This is a genomic window from Streptomyces sp. NPDC006235 (assembly GCF_040613735.1).
GTDB lineage: Bacteria > Actinomycetota > Actinomycetes > Streptomycetales > Streptomycetaceae > Streptomyces.
In genome coordinates this window covers 48,165-66,005 of sequence record NZ_JBEXSR010000026.1, presented here as the reverse complement: position 1 = coordinate 66,005, position 17,841 = coordinate 48,165, and the positions used below count along the sequence as shown (strand labels likewise).

Below are 17,841 nucleotides of genomic sequence, written 5' to 3'. Positions count from 1 at the left end.
GGGTGTTCGCCCCGGACGGACGCAGTTACCTTCCTTGAAGCGTTCAGGACACACGCACCTCCGGGGTGACGGCGCACCCCGGCGCCCGCACCGCACGTCTTCGCACCCGTTCCGTACGGCCCACCCCGTTCCCGGAGGGACTTCGTGCACAGAACCAGACCCGGAAACACCCGCACCCCCAGGCGGCCCAGGCTGCGCACCGCCGTCGCCCTGTTCACCGGCCTGCTCCTCGCCGTGGGAACCCCGGCCACCGTCGCCGGAGCCCAACCCGGCCAAGCGGGACAGGACGTACCGGCGGCCGCAGAGGGCCAGTTCCAGCAGGTGCCGCTCGCCAAGGGCGAACCCGAGACGGGCGAGCCGATGTCGCTCGCCGTGCTCCCGGACCGCAGCGTCCTGCACACCTCGCGCGACGGCACGCTGCGCCTCACCGACCAGGGCGGCGTCACCAAGGTCGCCGGCAAGATCCCCGTCTACAGCCACGACGAGGAAGGCCTCCAGGGCGTCGGCATCGACCCGGACTTCAAGAACAACCGGGCGATCTACCTCTACTACGCCCCGCCGCTCGACACCCCCGCGGGCGACGCCCCGGAGACCGGCACCGCCGAGGACTTCAAGAAGTTCGACGGCGTCAACCGCCTGTCCCGCTTCGTGCTGAACGCCAACGGCACGCTGAACATGGCCAGCGAGAAGAAGGTCCTCGACGTCGCGGCCTCCCGCGGCACCTGCTGCCACGTCGGCGGCGACATCGACTTCGACGCGGACGGCAACCTCTACCTGTCGACCGGCGACGACACCAACCCCTTCGCCTCCGACGGCTACACGCCGATCGACGACCGGCCGAACCGCAACCCGGCCTTCGACGCCCGCCGCAGCTCGGCCAACACCAACGACCTGCGCGGCAAGATCCTCCGCATCAAGGTCGCCGAGGACGGCTCGTACACCATCCCGGAGGGCAACCTCTTCGCCCCCGGCGCCGAGAAGACCCGGCCCGAGATCTACGCGATGGGCTTCCGCAACCCGTTCCGGATGAGCGTCGACGACAAGACCGGCATCGTGTACGTCGGCGACTACGGCCCCGACGCGGGCGCCGCCGACCCCAAGCGCGGCCCGGCGGGACAGGTCGAGTTCGCCAAGGTGACCAAGGCGGCCAACTTCGGCTGGCCCTTCTGCACCGGCGCCAACGACGCCTACGTCGACTACGACTTCGCCACCAAGGAGTCCGGCGAGAAGTTCGACTGCGATGCCCCGAAGAACACCTCGCCGTACAACACCGGCCTGGTCGACCTGCCGCCCGCGCAGGCCGCCTGGATCCCCTACGACGACGGCTCCGTGCCCGAGTTCGGCACCGGCTCCGAGTCACCGATGGCCGGCCCGGTCTACCGCTACGACCCCGAGCTCGACTCCAGCGTGAAGTTCCCCGAGGCCTACGACGGCGACTTCTTCGCGGGTGAGTTCGGCCGCCGGTGGATCAAGCGGATCGAGCAGAACGACGACGGCTCCGTGGCGAAGATCAACGACTTCCCGTGGACCGGCACCCAGATCATGGACATGGAGTTCGGCCCCGACGGCGCGCTCTACGTCCTCGACTACGGCGTCTCCTGGTTCCAGGGCGACGAGAACTCCGCGCTCTACCGGATCGAGAACGCCGAGGACGGCTTCTCGCCGATCGCCGAGGTGAGCGCCGACAAGACGTCCGGCGCGGCCGGCCTGAAGGTCAAGTTCACCGGCTCCGCCAAGGACGCCGACTCCCCGGACCTCACCTACAGCTGGGACTTCGGCGACGGCACCAAGGGCGAGGGCCTCAACCTCACCCACAAGTACAAGAAGGTCGGCACCTACAGCGCCACCTTCACCGCGAAGGACCCCGAGGGCAACACTGGCAACGCCAGCGTCCGGATCGTGGTCGGCAACACCGAGCCCAAGGTGCGGATCGACGTCCCCGGCAACGGCACCCTGGCCGAATTCGGCAAGCCCGTCCCGTTCAAGGTGACCGTCACCGACCCAGAGGAGACCGTCGACTGCTCCAAGGTCAAGGTCGTCTACAGCCTCGGCCACGACTCCCACGCCCACGAGCTGACCAGCGAGATGGGCTGCGAGGGCACCCTGAAGCCGCCCCCCGGTGACGGCGGCCACGACCCCAACGCCGACATCTACGGCGTCGTCGGCGCCGGCTACACCGACGGCGGGGCGAACGGCCAGGAGGCCCTGACCGGCACCGCCCGCACCGTGCTCCAGCCGCTGCACCGCCAGGGCGAGCACTTCACCACCCAGTCGGGCGTGTCGGTCATCGAGAAGACCGGCGCCAACGGCGGCAAGACCGTTGGCGACATCGACGACGGCGACTGGATCTCCTTCAGCCCCTACCGGTTCGACGGGCAGAAGAAGATGACCGTGCGGGCCTCCTCCGGCGGCGCTGGCGGCTTCATCGAGCTGCGCACCGGCTCGCCCGACGGTCCGCTGCACGGATCGGCGTACATTCCGCCGACCGGCGGCTGGGAGAGCTTCCAGAACGTCGACGTGCCGCTGCGGTCGCTCCCCAAGAAGACCACCGACATCTACCTGGTCTTCAAGGGCGGCGAGGGCGCGCTGTACGACGTGGACGACTTCGAGTTCTCCAAGGAGCCGTTCAAGGGCGGCAAGAAGGTCCTGGTCTTCTCCAAGACCGCCGGCTTCCGCCACGACTCCATCCCGGCCGGCATCGCCGCGCTGAAGGAACTGGGCGGCCCGGCCGGCATCACGGTCGACGCCACCGAGGAGGCGAAGCAGTTCACCACGGCCAACCTCGCCAAGTACGACGCGGTCGCCTTCCTGTCCACCACCGGTGATGTCCTCAACGCCGAGCAGCAGCAGGCGTTCGAGAACTACGTGAAGAACGGCGGCGGCTACATGGGCATCCACGCCGCCGCCGACACCGAGTACGACTGGGAGTTCTACGGCGGCCTCGTCGGCGCCTACTTCGACTCGCACCCGGCCATCCAGAAGGCCACCGTCCGCGTCGAGGACCACGACCACCCGTCGACCGCGCACCTGGACGACGCCTGGGAGCGCACCGACGAGTGGTACAACTACCGCACCAACCCGCGCGAGCAGGCCAAGGTCCTCGCCACCCTGGACGAGACGACGTACCAGGGCGGGAACATGAAGGGTGACCACCCGATCGCCTGGTGCCAGAGCTACGGCGGCGGCCGGTCCTTCTACACCGGCGGAGGCCACACCAAGGAGTCCTACGCCGACGAGGCCTTCCGCGCCCATCTGCTCGGCGGCCTGAAGTACGCCACCGGCCAGGTGAAGGCGGACTGCAAGCCGAGCAAGGACTACCGGAAGATCTTCAACGGCCAGACCCTGGACGGCTGGAAGCAGGCCGGCCCCGGCAAGTTCAACGTCAAGGACGGCACCCTGGAGACCGAGGGCGGCATGGGCCTGCTCTGGTACCAGGCCAAGGAGCTGAAGTCGTACTCCCTCAAGCTCGACTGGAAGATGCGGGGCGACGACAACTCCGGGATCTTCGTGGGCTTCCCGGCCTCCGACGACCCCTGGTCCGCGGTGAACAAGGGCTACGAGATCCAGATCGACGCCACGGACGCGGCCGACCGCACCACGGGCTCCGTCTACTCGTTCAAGTCGGCGAACATCAAGGCCCGTGACCAGGTCCTGCGGCCGCCCGGCCAGTGGAACTCCTACGAGATCAAGGTCCAGGGCGAACGCCTCCAGGTGTTCCTCAACGGAGTCAAGATCAACGACTTCACCAACAAGGACCCCCAGCGGAGCCTGACCGACGGCTACATCGGCCTCCAGAACCATGGCGCCGACGACCAGGTCTCCTTCCGCGACATCCAGTTGAAGGAACTGCCCGTCACGGGTGGCTGAGAGCGGCGGCGGGCGGGGGACGCCGGACCCCCGCCCGCCGTCTCCCGTCCCTCCCCCCGGGTTCGCGCACGATCAGGAGGCTGCACATGTCCGCGTCCCTCTCCCGACCGCGTGTGGGGGTGTGGCTGATCGGAGCCCGCGGCTCCGTCGCCACCACCGTCGTCACCGGGTGCGCCGCCGTCGCCGCGGGACTGCACCCGCCCACCGGCATGGTGACCGAGACACCGGCGTTCACCGACAGTGGTCTGCCCACGCTGTCCGACCTCGTCTTCGGGGGCCACGACACCGTCGACTGCCCCCTGCCCAAACGCGCCGAGACCCTGACCGCCGGCGGCGTCCTCCCGCCGGGCATCGCCACCGCGGTCGCCGCCGAACTCGCCGCCGCCGACCGGGAGATCAGGCACGGTGGCCCCACTCCGGGGGACACCAGGAGCGAGGCCGAACTGATCACGGCCTTCGCCGACGACATCCGCGACTTCATCCACCGCCATGAACTGGAGCGGGCCGTGGTGGTGAACGTCGCCTCCACCGAACCCGCCTGCCAGGGGCCCGACGCCCCGCTGCCGGCCAGCACCCTGTACGCGCTGGCGGCCCTGCGCGCGGGCTGCCCCTACGTCAACTTCACCCCCTCCGAGGGCATGCACCACCCCGTCGCCGCCCGCGAGGCCGAACGCAGCGGCCTGCCGTACGCCGGCCGCGACGGCAAGACCGGCCAGACCCTCCTGCGCTCGGTGCTGGGCCCGATGTTCGCCCAGCGGGCCCTGACCGTCCGCGCCTGGTCCGGCACGAACCTGCTCGGCGGCGGCGACGGCGCCGCCCTGGCCGACCCGGCCGCCGCGGCGGCCAAGAACGCCGGCAAGGAACGCGTCCTCACCGCCACCCTCGGCACCACTCCCCAGGGCGAGACCCACATCGACGACGTCCCTGCCCTCGGCGACTGGAAGACCGCCTGGGACCACATCGCCTTCGACGGCTTCCTCGGCACGCGCATGATCCTCCAGACCACCTGGCAGGGCTGCGACTCCGCCCTGGCGGCCCCCCTCGTCCTCGATCTGGCCCGCCTGACCGCCCGGGCCCACGAGTCGGGCCTGTCCGGCCCGCTCGACGCCCTCGCCTTCTACTTCAAGGACCCGGTGGGGGACGCGCCGTCGGCCCTGTCCGAACAGTACGAGGCACTGGTCGGCTTCGCCGGGAGCCTCAGGGGAGCGGGGGCGATGGGCCCGGCGGGGCGGGGAGGCCCGGCGGAGCCGGGAGGCCCGTCGGGGCCGGCCGGGTCGGGGGAGGGCGCGGGTCTTCGGCAGGGGGTAGGTGCGGACGCGGGTCTCCGGCAGGGCGCGGGTCTCCGGCAGGGCGTGGATGAGGGCCGCGGGCTCGGCCGGGCGTACGCCCCCACCCACGAGCACGGACACGGGCCCGCGGCCCAGGGGATGGAGGGCCTTCGGTGAGGTGGCGAGAACGCCCTTGCGGAGCCTCGGGCAGCACGGATGACACCTCCCTTGGAAGGGACGCCGACGGCACGGCCCCCTGCGGCGGCACCGGCCGCCCCGCACGCGCACGCGCCTGGGCCGAACTCCTGCGGCTCCCGGCCCTGTTCAGTGTGCCCGGCGACGCACTCGCCGGTACGGCCGCCGTGGGCGCACCGCCCAACGCCCGCACTCTGCTCGCCATCGGCTCCTCCCTCTGCCTGTACGAGGCCGGCATGGCCCTCAACGACTGGGCGGACCGCGAGGTGGACGCCGTCGAACGCCCCCACCGCCCCCTGCCCTCCGGCCGTATCCGCCCCGCCGCCGCGCTCACGGCGGCCTGTGCCCTCACCGGAGCCGGACTGGCTCTGGCCGCCCGCGCCGGCCGCCCGGCCCTGGCCGTCGCCGCGCCCCTGGCGGCGACCGTCTGGGCGTACGACCTCGCCCTGAAGCACACCCCCGCCGGACCCGTGGCCATGGGCGCGGCCCGCGGACTCGATCTGCTCCTGGGAGCCGCGGCCACCACCGGCCGTACCCGCCAGGCCCTGCCCTCCGCCGCCCTCCTCGGCACCCACACCCTGGCCGTCACGACGGTCTCCCGCCAGGAGGCGCGGGGCGGCTCACCTCTGGCTCCCCTGGCGGCGCTTGCGACGACGGCCCTGCTGACCCGTCTGGTGACACACCGCCCCGTGCGTCTCCCCGAAGGCGGCGGGGCAGCAGCCACCCGCGTCCCGCCGGATCTGCCGGGCCTGCTCTCCTCCCGTCCCCGACGACCTGAGCCGGGCCGACAGCCTGTGGCACACCTCACCACCGCCCTCGCAGCCGCCTACGCCGCGAGCACCGCACGCCCCTACTTCCACGCCGCCCTCAATCCCTCACCTCCTCTCACTCAGCGAGCAGTCGGCGCCGGCATCCGCGCCACGATCCCCCTCCAGGCCACCCTGACCGCCCGCTCCCGGGGGACGGCCACCGCTCTCCTCATCGCGGGCCTCGCCCCGCTCGGAGCGAGATTCGCGAGGAAGGTGAGCGTCACATGAGGTCCGACGGCATATCCTCCGACGTCCGAGCCTCTGGCAGCCGAGCCACCCCCACAGGACCGGCCCGCTCTTCGCTCCGCTTCGGCTACGGCACCAACGGCCTCGCCGACCTCCGGCTGGACGACGCGTTGCGTCTTCTCGCCGACCTCGGATACGACGGCGTCGGGCTGACCCTCGACCACATGCATCTCGACCCGCTCGCCCCCGACCTCGCCGCCCGCACCCGCCGGGTCGCCCACCGGCTGGACGCGCTCGGGCTCGGTGTCACCGTGGAGACGGGCGCCCGCTATGTGCTCGACCCGCGCCGCAAACACGGCCCCTCCCTGCTGGACCCGGACCCCGGCGACCGGGCCCGCCGTGCCGACCTCCTCCTGCGGGCCGTGCGGGTCGCGGCCGACCTCGGCGCCCACGCGGTCCACTGCTTCAGCGGGATCCTCCCGGAGGGCACCGACACGGACACCGCGTGGAAGCGCCTCGCCGAGACCCTCACGCCCGTCCTGGACGCCGCCGAGTCCGCCGGCGTTCCGCTCGCCGTCGAGCCCGAGCCTGGTCACCTCCTCGCCACCCTGGCCGACTTCCACCACCTCCGCCGCATCCTCGGCGATCCCGAACCGCTCGGCCTCACCCTCGACATCGGCCACTGCCAGTGCCTCGAACCCCTCTCTCCCGCCGACTGCCTGCGCGCGGCCGCCCCCTGGCTTCGGCACGTCCAGATCGAGGACATGCGGCGCGGCGTCCACGAGCACCTCCCCTTCGGCGACGGGGAGATCGACTTCCCGCCGGTCCTGGCGGCCCTCGCCGCCACCGGCTACCAGGGCCTGACCGTCGTCGAACTGCCCCGCCACTCCCACGCCGGCCCGCATTACGCCGGGCATTCCCTCCCGTTCCTCCGCCACGCCGAGCAGACCGCGGCCACCGCCTCACCGCACCCTGCTCCGGCCCTCCAGCAGGCCGCGCCACCCCACGGCGCTCCCTCCACCGCCCCTGAAGGGAGCAGCACCCCATGACCCACCCCCGCACCACACCACCAGCGAGAACCGACGGCTTCCAGGACACCCCGGACATCCAGAACACCCAGGCCCACAGCACCCACACCCCCCAAGCCGCCCTCGACACCGCCCTCGCCTCCTCCCTGAAAGAGCTCCGCCGCCACCTCACCGCCCATCTCGATCCCGCCGCCCGCGCCTGGCTCCAGCACGCCCTCGACGAAGCCGCCGCCCACCCCGGCATGCACGGGCCCATCTCCGCGTGGGAACTGCGTCTCGCCGAGGCCGGCCGGCGCTGCGGTGCCGCACACGCCGATGCGGCACGTGTCCTCATCCTCGACGCGGCCCGTGCCGGCACCGACGCCCTGACCCGGGTGTACTTCCAGGGCACCGCCGACGAGCGCCGTGCCGTCCTGCACGCCCTGCCCCACCTCGTGTCCGGCCCCGGCGCCCTGCCGCTCGTCGAGGACGCCCTGCGCACCAACGACACCCGGCTCCTCAGCGCCGCCGTCGGCCCCTACGCCGCCCGGCACCTGCCCCCGCACGACTGGCGCCACGCCGTGCTGAAGTGCCTGTTCACCGGCGTCCCCGTCGACCACGTGGCGGACCTGCCCCAGCGTGCCCGCGGCGACGGCGAGCTCGCCCGCATGCTGGGCGACTACGCCGCCGAACGCACCGCCGCCGGCCGCACCGTCCCCGAGGACCTGTACCGCGTCCTGGACCTGACCGAGTCCGTGACCCCGGCCCCGGGTACGGACCACCCCCACGGCAAGGAGTCCTGATGCGCATCTTCGACCCCCACATCCACATGACGTCCCGCACCACGGACGACTACGAGGCCATGTACGCCGCCGGTGTCCGCGCCGTCGTCGAGCCCTCCTTCTGGCTCGGACAGCCCCGCACCTCGCCCGCCTCCTTCCTCGACTACTTCGACTCCCTCCTCGGCTGGGAGCCGTTCCGCGCCGCCCAGTACGGCATCGCCCACCACTGCACGCTGGCGCTCAACCCCAAGGAGGCGAACGACCCCCGCTGTGTGCCCGTCCTCGACGCACTGCCCCGGTATCTCGTCAAGGACAACGTCGTGGCCGTCGGGGAGATCGGCTACGACTCCATGACCCCCGCCGAGGACACCGCCCTCGCCGCCCAGCTCCAGCTCGCCGCCGACCACGGGCTGCCCGCCCTCGTGCACACCCCGCACCGCGACAAGCTCGCCGGTCTGCGCCGCACCCTCGACGTCGTCCGGGAGTCCGCGCTGTCCCCGGAACGCGTCCTGGTCGACCACCTCAACGAGACCACCGTCAAGGAGGCCAAGGACAGCGGCTGCTGGCTGGGCTTCTCCGTCTATCCCGACACCAAGATGGACGAGGAGCGGATGATCGCGATCCTGCGCGCCTACGGTACCGAGCAGGTCCTGGTCAACTCCGCCGCCGACTGGGGAAAGAGCGACCCTCTGAAGACCCGCAAGGTCGGCGACCTGATGCTGGCCGAGGGCTTCGGCGAGGACGACGTCGACCAGGTGCTGTGGCGCAACCCCGTCGCCTTCTACGGGATCAGCGGCCGCCTGACCCTCGACGTCACCGGCACGGAGGCCACCCACGAGGGCAACTCCATCCTCCGCGGCGTACCGAAGGAGCCGGAGGAGCCGGACCTCGGGCCGGGAGACGGCGGCGAGCCGGTCCGCGTCCCCGCCGCGGGGGCGTGAACCATGCGCTTCCGCCACCCCGACGGCTCCACCGTCCACCTCGCCTACTGCACCAACGTCCACCCCGCCGAGACCCTCGACGGCGTCCTCGCCCAGCTCCGCGACCACTGCGAACCCGTCCGCCGCCGCCTGGGCCGCGACCGGCTCGGCATCGGGCTGTGGCTCGCCAGGGACGCCGCCCGCGCCCTCGACACCGACCCGTCCGCACTGCGCGGCCTGCGCACCGAGCTCGACCGGCGCGGCCTGGAGGTCGTCACCCTCAACGGCTTCCCCTATGAGGGCTTCGGCGCCGAAGAGGTCAAGTACCGCGTCTACAAGCCGGACTGGGCCGACCCCGAACGCCTCGACCACACCACCGCCCTGGCCCGCGTCCTCGCCGGGCTCCTCCCCGACGACGTCCGCGACGGCACCATCTCCACCCTGCCCCTGGCCTGGCGCACCGCGTACGACGACGAGCGCGCACAGACCGCCCGCACCGCCCTGCGCACCCTCGCCGAACGCCTCGACGCCATCGAGGAACTGACCGGCCGCTCCATCCGCGTCGGGCTGGAACCGGAACCCGGCTGCGTCGTCGAGACCACCCACGACGCCATCGCCCCGCTCACCGCGATCGCCCACGACCGCATCGGCATCTGCGTCGACACCTGCCACCTCGCCACCTCCTTCGAAGACCCGCACACCGCCCTGGACGCCCTCACCGAGGCCCGCGTCCCCGTCGTCAAATCCCAGCTCTCCGCCGCCCTGCACGCCGAACACCCCCATCTGCCCGAGGTCCGCGAGGCCCTCGCCGCCTTCGCCGAACCCCGCTTCCTGCACCAGACCCGCACGGCCACCGCCGCCGGTCTGCGCGCCACCGACGACCTCGACGAGGCCGTCGCCGGCCACGCCCTGCCCGACGGCGCACCCTGGCGCGCCCACTTCCACGTCCCTCTGCACGCGGCCCCCGCCGCACCCCTCACCTCCACACTCCCGGTCCTGAAGACCGCGCTCACCCGGCTCGTCGGCGGCCCTGTCCCGCTCACCCGCCACCTGGAGGTCGAGACCTACACCTGGCAGGCCCTCCCACCCGAGCTGCGCCCCCGCAGCCGCAGTCAGCTCGCCGAGGGCATCGCCGCCGAACTCACCCTCGCCCGCGACCTGTTGACGGACCTCGGCCTGAAGGAGCTGCCATGAGCACCGGTGAGCACCCGGCCCCGGCCGCCGCGGACCGCCCCACACCGCTCCTCGTCCTCGACGTCGTCGGCCTCACCCCCCGTCTCCTCGACCACATGCCCCACCTCAAATCACTCGGCCGGTCAGGCTCCCGCGCCGCGCTGGGCACCGTCCTGCCCGCTGTCACCTGCGCCGCACAGTCCACGTTCCTCACCGGCACCATGCCCTCGGAGCACGGCATCGTCGGCAACGGCTGGTACTTCCGCGAACTCGGCGACGTCCTCCTGTGGCGCCAGCACAACGGCCTCGTGGCCGGTGACAAACTCTGGGACGCCGCCCGCCGCGCCCACCCCGGCTACACCGTCGCCAACATCTGCTGGTGGTACGCCATGGGCGCCGACACCGACATCACCGTCACCCCCCGTCCGGTCTACTACGCCGACGGCCGCAAGGAACCCGACTGCTACACCAGGCCGGCCGCGCTGCACGACGAACTCACCGACAAACTCGGTACGTTCCCCCTCTTCCACTTCTGGGGCCCCGGAGCGGACCTCGTCTCCAGCCGGTGGATCATCGACGCGACCCGCCACATCATCCGCACCCGGCACCCCGACCTGACGCTCTGCTACCTCCCTCACCTCGACTACGACCTGCAGCGCTTCGGCCCCGACGACCCGCGCTCCCTGAAGGCGGCCGCCGATCTGGACGCCGCCCTGGCACCGCTCCTGGACGACGCCCGCGCCGAGGGCCGCACGGTCGTCGCACTGTCCGAGTACGGCATCACCCGGGTGGACCGGCCCGTCGACATCAACCGCGCCCTGCGCCGCGCCGGCCTGCTGGAGGTGCACACGCAGGACGGCATGGAGTACCTCGACCCGATGGCGTCCCGTGCCTTCGCGGTCGCCGACCACCAGATCGCCCACGTCTATGTGCGCCGCCCCGAGGACCTCGACGCCACCCGGGCCGCCCTCGACGGCCTGCCCGGCCTCGAGCAACTCCTCGACGACGAGGGCAAGAAGGCCCACCACCTCGACCATCCGCGCGCCGGCGAACTCGTCGCCGTGGCGGAACCCGACGCCTGGTTCACGTACTACTACTGGCTCGACGACGCCCGCGCGCCCGACTTCGCGCAGCTCGTCGAGATCCACCGCAAACCCGGCTATGACCCGGTCGAGCTCTTCATGGATCCCCTCGACCCCTACGTCAAGGTCAAGGCGGCCACCGCGCTGGCGCGCAAGAAACTCGGCATGCGCTACCGCATGGCGGTCGTGCCCTTGGACCCTTCACCTATTCGCGGCAGCCACGGCCGCCTTCCGGCGAGCAACGACGACGGTCCGCTCCTCATCTGCTCCACCCCCCGCGCTGTCGGCGACCGCGTCGCGGCCACCGATGTGAAGTCACTGCTGCTCCGACTCGCCGGTCTCGACTGAGAGGTCGTAGCCCTCAGTCCCGACTGGTCACAAGTGAAGCACTCACCACTGACAACGCCCCGCGATCACGAGGAGTTCCACGCATGAGCCGCTTCTCCCAGCCCGACCCCGAGCTCACCCACCGCCTCAGCAGACGCGGCATGCTCGGCGTGGCCGCAGGCGCCACCGCCGCCGCCCTGCTCGGTGCCGCCGCCCCCGCGACCGCCGCCACCGGCAACACGTCGGGAGCCACCGGCACGGCCTCCGGCGCCAAGGGCCGCGGCCGTCCCGTCCTGCCGCCCGGCCGCCTCGGCATCCAGCTCTACAGCCTCCGCGACAAGGTCTCCACCCTCGGCTTCGGCCCCGTCTTCGCCGAACTGGAGAAGTACGGCTACGACGAAGTCGAGTTCGCCGGCTACACCCAGGGCTCGGCCGGCCCCATCACACTCGCCCAGCTCAAGCGGCTGGCCCGCAACCACGGCCTGAACCCCATCGGCAGCCACGTCGGCTACTACTCCAGCGACCCGAACGCCTACACCTTCGCCCAGAACCTCACCAAGGTCCTCGACGACGCCCAGGCCCTCGGCCTCAAGCACATCGGCACGGCCGCCGGCCCGTTCCGCTACGGCTCGACCGTCGACGCCTGGAAGCGCGCCGCCGAGGACTTCAACACCTACGGCGCCGCGGCGAAGGCCCGGGGCATGAAGTTCTACCAGCACAACCACTCCGAGGAGTTCAGCTTCGCCACGGACAACCCGAAGGTCCGCCTCTACGACGTCCTGCTCAAGGAGACCGACCCGGACCTCGTCTACCTGGAGATGGACATCTACTGGGCGTACGTCGGCCAGTTCCGCTTCTCCAAGCGGCCCGACGGCACGCCCGCCCCGTTCGAACCGCTCAACTACGTCCTCAGGCAGCCCGACCGCTACCCGCTCTTCCACGTGAAGGACGGCGAGAGCGACCCGTCGAACCCGTACGGCTACCGCATGACCGACGTCGGCGACGGCGACATCGACTATCAGCGGTTCATCTCCGCTGTGACCCGGCTGCGCGGCCACCGCATGGCCCACCACTGGCAGGCCGAGCACGACAACCCGGCCGAGTCCTTCACGTTCGCGCGGCGCTCCAGCGCGCACCTGCACTCGCTGCGGGAGAAGTGCTGACGCCGCAGGAACATGAGGAGGCCCCTCCCCCGGCCGGGGAGGGGCCTCCTCATGTGTGGGACGGGTCAACCGTCGATTTCGCGGAGGGGACGGTGTGCGGCGCCGGACGGTGCGTGCGGGCTGCTTGCCGGGGACGGCTCCGGGGGCATGTCAGGTCGTGTCCTCGCCGAGCGGTTGCGGGTTGGGAACGACGCGGCGCTTTTCCTTGTCGCGTCCCGGCGGGGTGAGGAACAGTGCCACGCAGCCGGCGAAGAGGGAGATGGAGCCGGCCAGGATGAACGCACCGGAGTGTCCCCAGGCGCCGACGACCACGGCACCCATGCCCGCTCCCAGGCCGGAGACGAGCTTGGCGCTGTAGACCATGCCGTAGTTGGACGCGTTGTTGTTCTCACCGAAGTAGTCGGCGGTCAGTGCGGCGAACATCGGGAAGATGGCTCCGCCGCCGAAGCCGGAGATCGAGGAGAAGACCAGGAACAGCGGCAGGTTCTCGGCGTTCGCCGACCAGAGGATGCCGTACTGCGACAGGCCCAGGATGACGCACACCACGAGCAGGCACCGCTTGCGGCCGTAGAGGTCGGAGAGCCAGCCGATGACACCGCGGCCGGTGCCGTTGACGATGGCCTTCAGGGACATGGCCGTGGCGACGATCCCGCCGGCGAATCCGGCCTCCTCGCCGATCTCCACCTGGAAGGCGATGCCGAAGATGTTCACACCGGACGTACAGGCGAGGCAGAACCACATCAGGGCCACCCGGCCGGTCTTCCACGCCTCCTTGGGGGAGTACTGGCGCACCGCCGGCGGGTTCATGCGCAGCGAGCGGGCCGCACGCGGGTCCTTCGGCGGGTTGAGCGGGTCGATGTCGGAGGGCCACCAGTTCTTCGGCGGGTCCTTGAAGAAGTAGCCGGAGCACGCCACGATCCCGGCCAGGAACACACCGACCGAGACCAGCACCCAGCGGAAGTTGGTGAGGTCCATGTAGCCGTTGAAGAGGAAGACGAAGGGCACCGAGCCGTAGGCGAAACCGCCGTTGACGAAGCCGGTCTTGCCGCCCTTGCGCTCCGGATACCACTTGCCGACCATGTTGACGCAGGTGGCGTACACCATGCCCGCGCCCATACCGCTGAACATGCTGAAGCCGATGTAGGCGAAGACGACGTGCGGTGCGAAGGCCAGTGACAGGTAGCCCAGCAGCGTGCCCGCCGCGCCGCACATCATCGCCCAGCGGGCCGGGAGTTTGCCGCTCTCCCGCAGCTTGCCCGCGGGGAAGGCCACCGCGGCCTGGAAGAAGACCCACACGGTCATCATCCAGAAGATGTGCATGCTGTCCCACGCGTGTGCCGTGTGCAGGGTCTCCTCCGCGGACGCGAACGCGTACTCGGCGGAGGAGATGCCCATCATGCCGATCCAGGGCAGGATCACCATCCACTTGCGCTTGCGCCCCATGATGTCGATGTCGGTCTCACCGAGGCGGTAGACGCGGCCGTTCGCGTCGGTGACCTCCCGGTAGGGAACCGTGGTGGGCAGATCGGTCGTTGTCATGTCGTGTCGCACCCCTTGCGTCGAAAGATCTGGCCAGCGCCCCCTGTCCCATGCCTTTCGTGCGCGTGCGGGTCCCGGGGCCGGCCGACGCGCACCGTCGGCCGGCCCCCCGCTGCCTCACCTCATGTACCGCCCCCCAGCAGCCCCGCCTCCCGCGCCCAGCGGTACTTCGCGCCGAGCACGGCCACCGGCTTCTCGGTCGTGTACGGGTACGCCACGACCCCGCGCTCGAAGAGGTACTGGCAGGCCTCCTCGACCTCCACGTCCCCGGCGAGCGACGCCACGACCGGCTTCTCGATCCCCCGTTCCCGGAACTCGGCCACCACGCGCGCGGTGAGCTCCGCGAAGACCATGGGAGGAGTGACGATGGTGTGCCAGTAGCCCAGGACGAGCGCGTGGACGCGCGGATCCTCCAGACCCAGCCGGATCGTCGCCTCGTACGTCGAGGGCGGCTCGCCCCCGGTGATGTCCACCGGGTTGCCCGCGGCCCCGAAGGGCGGGATGAACCTGCGGAACGCCTCGTCCAGGTCCGGCGGGATCTCCATCAGCGACAGGCCGTTGTCCGTGACCGCGTCCGAGAGCAGCACACCGCTGCCGCCGGCACCCGTGATGATCACGACGTTGTCGCCCTTGGGGGCTGGCAGCACCGGCAACGCGCGCGCGTACTCGAGCATGTCGTTCAGCCCCGGCGCCCGGATCACCCCGGCCTGCCGCAGGATGTCGTCGTACACGGCGTCGTCGCCCGCCAGCGCGCCGGTGTGGGAACCTGCCGCCTTCGCACCCGCCGCCGTACGCCCGGCCTTCAGCACGACCACCGGCTTCTTCGGGACGGTGGCCCGCGCGGCCTCCACGAAGGCGCGCCCGTCCTTGAGGTCCTCCAGGTGCATCGCGATGCACTCGGTGTGCGGATCCTCCCCGAACCAGGTCAGCAGGTCGTCCTCGTCCAGGTCCGACTTGTTGCCGAGCCCGACGATCGCCGACACGCCCGTCTTGGTGGTGCGGGCGAAGCCGAGGATGGCCATCCCGATGCCGCCGGACTGCGAGGTCAGCGCCACCCCGCCCTTGACGTCGTACGGCGTGCAGAACGTGGCGCACAGGTCGTGCCAGGTGGAGTAGTAGCCGTAGATGTTCGGCCCCAGCAGCCGCACTCCGTGCCGCTCGGCGATCGCCACGATTTCCGCCTGGAGTTCGTGTTCACCGGTCTCGGCGAACCCGGAGGGGATCAGTACGGCGTTCGGGATGCCCTTGCGTCCCACCTCCTCCAAGGCCGAGGCCACGAACTTGGCGGGGATCGCGAAGACCGCCACATCCACCTCACCGGGAACGTCCGTGACACTCTTGTACGCCTTGCGGCCCAGAATGTCATCGGCCTTGGGATTCACCGGATGGATGTCCCCGGCGAAACCACCGTCGACGAGATTGCGCATCACGGAATTGCCGATCTTGCCCTGCTCGTTCGAGGCACCGATGACGGCGACCGAACCCGGCTGCATCAGGCGGCGCATCGACGTGAGGATCTCGTCCCGCGTGTACGTGCGGCGCTGGGCGGGCTGCGACTCGGCGAGGATGATCCGGATGTCGGCCGCCACCGCCCCCTGAGCGGTGGCGATCACCGGATTGAGGTCGACCTCCGCGATCTCCGGGAAGTCCGCGACGAGTTCCGACACCCGGCGGATCTGCTCGGCGATGGCCCACCGGTCCACGCCCGCCTGACCGCGCACCCCGCGCAGGATCTCCGCCGACCGGATCGAGTCCAGCATCGACAGCGCCTCGTCCGCGTCCACCGGAGCGAGCCGGAAGGTGACGTCCTTCAGCACCTCGACCAGCACCCCGCCGAGCCCGAACGCGACCACCTTCCCGAACGTCGGGTCCGTGACCGCCCCGACGATGACCTCCTGCCCCTTGGGCAGCAGCTCCTGCACCTGCACACCCGAGATGCGCGCCTTCGGGTCGTACGCACGGGCGTTGTCGATGATGGTGTGGAACGCGGCCCGTACGTCCGCCGCGCCCTCGACCCCGACGATCACCCCGCCGGCGTCGGTCTTGTGCAGGATGTCCGGCGAGACGATCTTCATCACGACGGGCCCGACGAAGCGCGCCGCGAACGCCACGGCTTCGTCCACGTCGGTCGCCAGCTCCTCGCCGGGTACGGCGATCCCGTACGCGTCGGCGATCACCTTGCCCTCGGGCGCGGTCAGCGCGGTCCGCCCCTCGGCCCGTACGGAGTCCAGGACGCCCCGCACCCGCAGGACCCGGTCTTCGGCCATCACGTCAGATCACTCCGTTCGACTTGAGCAGGCGCACTTCCTCGTCGCCGAGGCCGAGTTCGCCGACGTAGACCTCTTCGTTGTGCTCGCCGAGGAGAGGTGAACTGGTCACCTCGACGGGGGAGTCGGAGAGCTTGAGCGGGCTGCCGACGGTGACGAACTCGCCGCGCTCGGGGTGCGGGACGGTGACGACCATCTCGTTGGCGGCCAGCGACCGGTCCTCGATGATCTCCTTGGTGGACAGGATCGGCCCGCACGGGATGTTGTGCGCGTTGAGCCGCTCCAGCACCTCCCACTTGGGCAGCGTCGAGGACCACTCCTCGATCAGCTGGAACATCTTGTTCAGCTTGGGGAGCCGCGCCTCGGGCGTCGCCCACTCGGGGTCGTCGGCCAGTTCCGGCCGGCCGATGAGTTCGCTCATCGGGCGCCAGCCCACGGGCTGCACGATGACGTACACGTAGTCGTTCGGGCCGCCCGGCGCGCACTTGACCGCCCAGCCGGGCTGGCCGCCGCCGGACGCGTTCCCGGACCTGGGAACCTCGTCGCCGAAGTCCTCGTTGGGATATTCAGCGAGCGGCCCGTGTGCCAGGCGTTGCTGGTCCCGCAGCTTCACCCGGCACAGGTTCAGTACAGCGTGCTGCATGGCCACGTTGACCCGCTGCCCGCGCCCGGTGCGCTCCCGTTGGTAGAGCGCGGCGAGGATGCCCGCCACGGCGTGCACGCCCGTCCCCGAGTCCCCGATCTGGGCCCCCGTCGCCAGCGGCGGCCCGTCCTCGAAACCGGTGGTCGACATCGACCCGCCCATGGCCTGCGCGACGACCTCGTACGCCTTGAAGTTGGTGTACGGGCCTTCGCCGAACCCCTTGATGGAGGCATAGACGATCCGTGGATTGATCTCCTGGATGCGGTCCCAGGTGAAGCCCATCCGGTCGACCGCGCCCGGGCCGAAGTTCTCGACCATGACGTCCGAGCGCCGGATCAGCTCGGTGAGGATCTCCTTGCCGCGTTCGGTCTTGGTGTTGAGGGTGATGCTCCGCTTGTTGCAGTTGAGCATCGTGAAGTAGAGGGAGTCGACGTCCGGCAGGTCCCGCAGCTGCTTGCGCGTGATGTCGCCGGTCGGCGCCTCCAGTTTGACGACGTCCGCGCCGAGCCAGGCGAGCAGCTGGGTCGCGGAGGGCCCGGACTGGACGTGGGTCATGTCCAGGACGCGGATGCCTTCGAGGGCCTTGGTGGACGGAGCAGTCATCGGGGGCACC

12 protein-coding genes are annotated in these 17,841 nt (G+C 71.0%); 9 read left to right on the top strand and 3 right to left on the bottom strand.

The features are described from left to right. The first annotated feature begins 144 nt into the window (after positions 1 to 144). The 9 genes from ABZ192_RS26920 (at position 145) to ABZ192_RS26880 (ending at position 12,779) form a co-directional block, all read left to right on the top strand. Positions 145 to 3,867, top strand: a complete 3,723-nt coding sequence (locus ABZ192_RS26920) for a ThuA domain-containing protein (RefSeq protein WP_356927031.1) — start codon at positions 145 to 147, stop codon at positions 3,865 to 3,867. Between the two features lie 86 nt (positions 3,868 to 3,953). Next, on the top strand, positions 3,954 to 5,312 hold the full coding sequence (locus tag ABZ192_RS26915; RefSeq protein WP_356927030.1) for an inositol-3-phosphate synthase: 1,359 nt from the start codon (positions 3,954 to 3,956) through the stop codon (positions 5,310 to 5,312). Between the two features lie 128 nt (positions 5,313 to 5,440). After that, the gene (locus ABZ192_RS26910) at positions 5,441 to 6,367 is read left to right on the top strand and encodes an SCO3242 family prenyltransferase (protein ID WP_356927079.1); all 927 of its coding nucleotides are present in this window, start codon (positions 5,441 to 5,443) and stop codon (positions 6,365 to 6,367) included. Next, a complete protein-coding gene (locus ABZ192_RS26905; protein ID WP_356927029.1) occupies positions 6,364 to 7,374 on the top strand; it encodes a sugar phosphate isomerase/epimerase family protein in 1,011 nt (336 codons plus the stop codon). The genes ABZ192_RS26910 and ABZ192_RS26905 overlap by 4 nt, the downstream gene beginning before the upstream one ends. Then, on the top strand, positions 7,371 to 8,135 hold the full coding sequence (locus ABZ192_RS26900) for an EboA domain-containing protein (protein ID WP_356927028.1): 765 nt from the start codon (positions 7,371 to 7,373) through the stop codon (positions 8,133 to 8,135). Before ABZ192_RS26905 ends, ABZ192_RS26900 begins: the two co-directional genes overlap by 4 nt. After that, the gene (locus ABZ192_RS26895; protein WP_356927027.1) at positions 8,135 to 9,055 is read left to right on the top strand and encodes a TatD family hydrolase; all 921 of its coding nucleotides are present in this window, start codon (positions 8,135 to 8,137) and stop codon (positions 9,053 to 9,055) included. The genes ABZ192_RS26900 and ABZ192_RS26895 overlap by 1 nt, the downstream gene beginning before the upstream one ends. Positions 9,056 to 9,058: 3 nt before the next feature. Further along, positions 9,059 to 10,228 (top strand): metabolite traffic protein EboE, encoded by a 1,170-nt coding sequence (gene eboE / locus ABZ192_RS26890; RefSeq protein ID WP_356927026.1) that lies wholly within the window; start codon positions 9,059 to 9,061, stop codon positions 10,226 to 10,228. Further along, positions 10,225 to 11,637 carry a nucleotide pyrophosphatase/phosphodiesterase family protein gene (locus tag ABZ192_RS26885; RefSeq protein WP_356927025.1) on the top strand — a complete coding sequence of 471 codons (1,413 nt, stop codon included), beginning with the start codon at positions 10,225 to 10,227 and terminating at the stop codon, positions 11,635 to 11,637. Before eboE ends, ABZ192_RS26885 begins: the two co-directional genes overlap by 4 nt. A gap of 83 nt (positions 11,638 to 11,720) precedes the next feature. Next, entirely contained in the window at positions 11,721 to 12,779 is a 1,059-nt protein-coding gene (locus ABZ192_RS26880) for a sugar phosphate isomerase/epimerase (RefSeq protein ID WP_356927024.1), read from the top strand. Between the two features lie 150 nt (positions 12,780 to 12,929). Here the strand turns inward: ABZ192_RS26880 and ABZ192_RS26875 are convergent, their stop codons facing one another. From ABZ192_RS26875 to frc, 3 genes are all read right to left on the bottom strand, one after another. Further along, the gene (locus tag ABZ192_RS26875; protein ID WP_356927023.1) at positions 12,930 to 14,318 is read right to left on the bottom strand and encodes an OFA family MFS transporter; all 1,389 of its coding nucleotides are present in this window, start codon (positions 14,316 to 14,318) and stop codon (positions 12,930 to 12,932) included. Between the two features lie 122 nt (positions 14,319 to 14,440). Continuing rightward, on the bottom strand, positions 14,441 to 16,585 hold the full coding sequence (locus ABZ192_RS26870; protein WP_356927078.1) for an acetate--CoA ligase family protein: 2,145 nt from the start codon (positions 16,583 to 16,585) through the stop codon (positions 14,441 to 14,443). Between the two features lie 4 nt (positions 16,586 to 16,589). After that, a complete protein-coding gene (gene frc / locus ABZ192_RS26865; protein ID WP_356927022.1) occupies positions 16,590 to 17,831 on the bottom strand; it encodes a formyl-CoA transferase in 1,242 nt (413 codons plus the stop codon). Positions 17,832 to 17,841 lie beyond the last annotated feature (10 nt).

What these genes read in the sequence shown, in the direction of transcription:
- ABZ192_RS26915 (WP_356927030.1), top strand. Translation starts at nt 3,954, where the DNA reads ATGTCCGCGTCCCTCTCCCGACCGCGTGTGGGGGTGTGGCTGATCGGA.
- ABZ192_RS26905 (WP_356927029.1), top strand. Translation starts at nt 6,364, where the DNA reads ATGAGGTCCGACGGCATATCCTCCGACGTCCGAGCCTCTGGCAGCCGA.
- ABZ192_RS26900 (WP_356927028.1), top strand. Translation starts at nt 7,371, where the DNA reads ATGACCCACCCCCGCACCACACCACCAGCGAGAACCGACGGCTTCCAG.
- ABZ192_RS26895 (WP_356927027.1), top strand. Translation starts at nt 8,135, where the DNA reads ATGCGCATCTTCGACCCCCACATCCACATGACGTCCCGCACCACGGAC.
- eboE (WP_356927026.1), top strand. Translation starts at nt 9,059, where the DNA reads ATGCGCTTCCGCCACCCCGACGGCTCCACCGTCCACCTCGCCTACTGC.
- ABZ192_RS26885 (WP_356927025.1), top strand. Translation starts at nt 10,225, where the DNA reads ATGAGCACCGGTGAGCACCCGGCCCCGGCCGCCGCGGACCGCCCCACA.
- ABZ192_RS26880 (WP_356927024.1), top strand. Translation starts at nt 11,721, where the DNA reads ATGAGCCGCTTCTCCCAGCCCGACCCCGAGCTCACCCACCGCCTCAGC.
- ABZ192_RS26875 (WP_356927023.1), bottom strand. Translation starts at nt 14,318, where the DNA reads ATGACAACGACCGATCTGCCCACCACGGTTCCCTACCGGGAGGTCACC.
- ABZ192_RS26870 (WP_356927078.1), bottom strand. Translation starts at nt 16,585, where the DNA reads ATGGCCGAAGACCGGGTCCTGCGGGTGCGGGGCGTCCTGGACTCCGTA.
- frc (WP_356927022.1), bottom strand. Translation starts at nt 17,831, where the DNA reads ATGACTGCTCCGTCCACCAAGGCCCTCGAAGGCATCCGCGTCCTGGAC.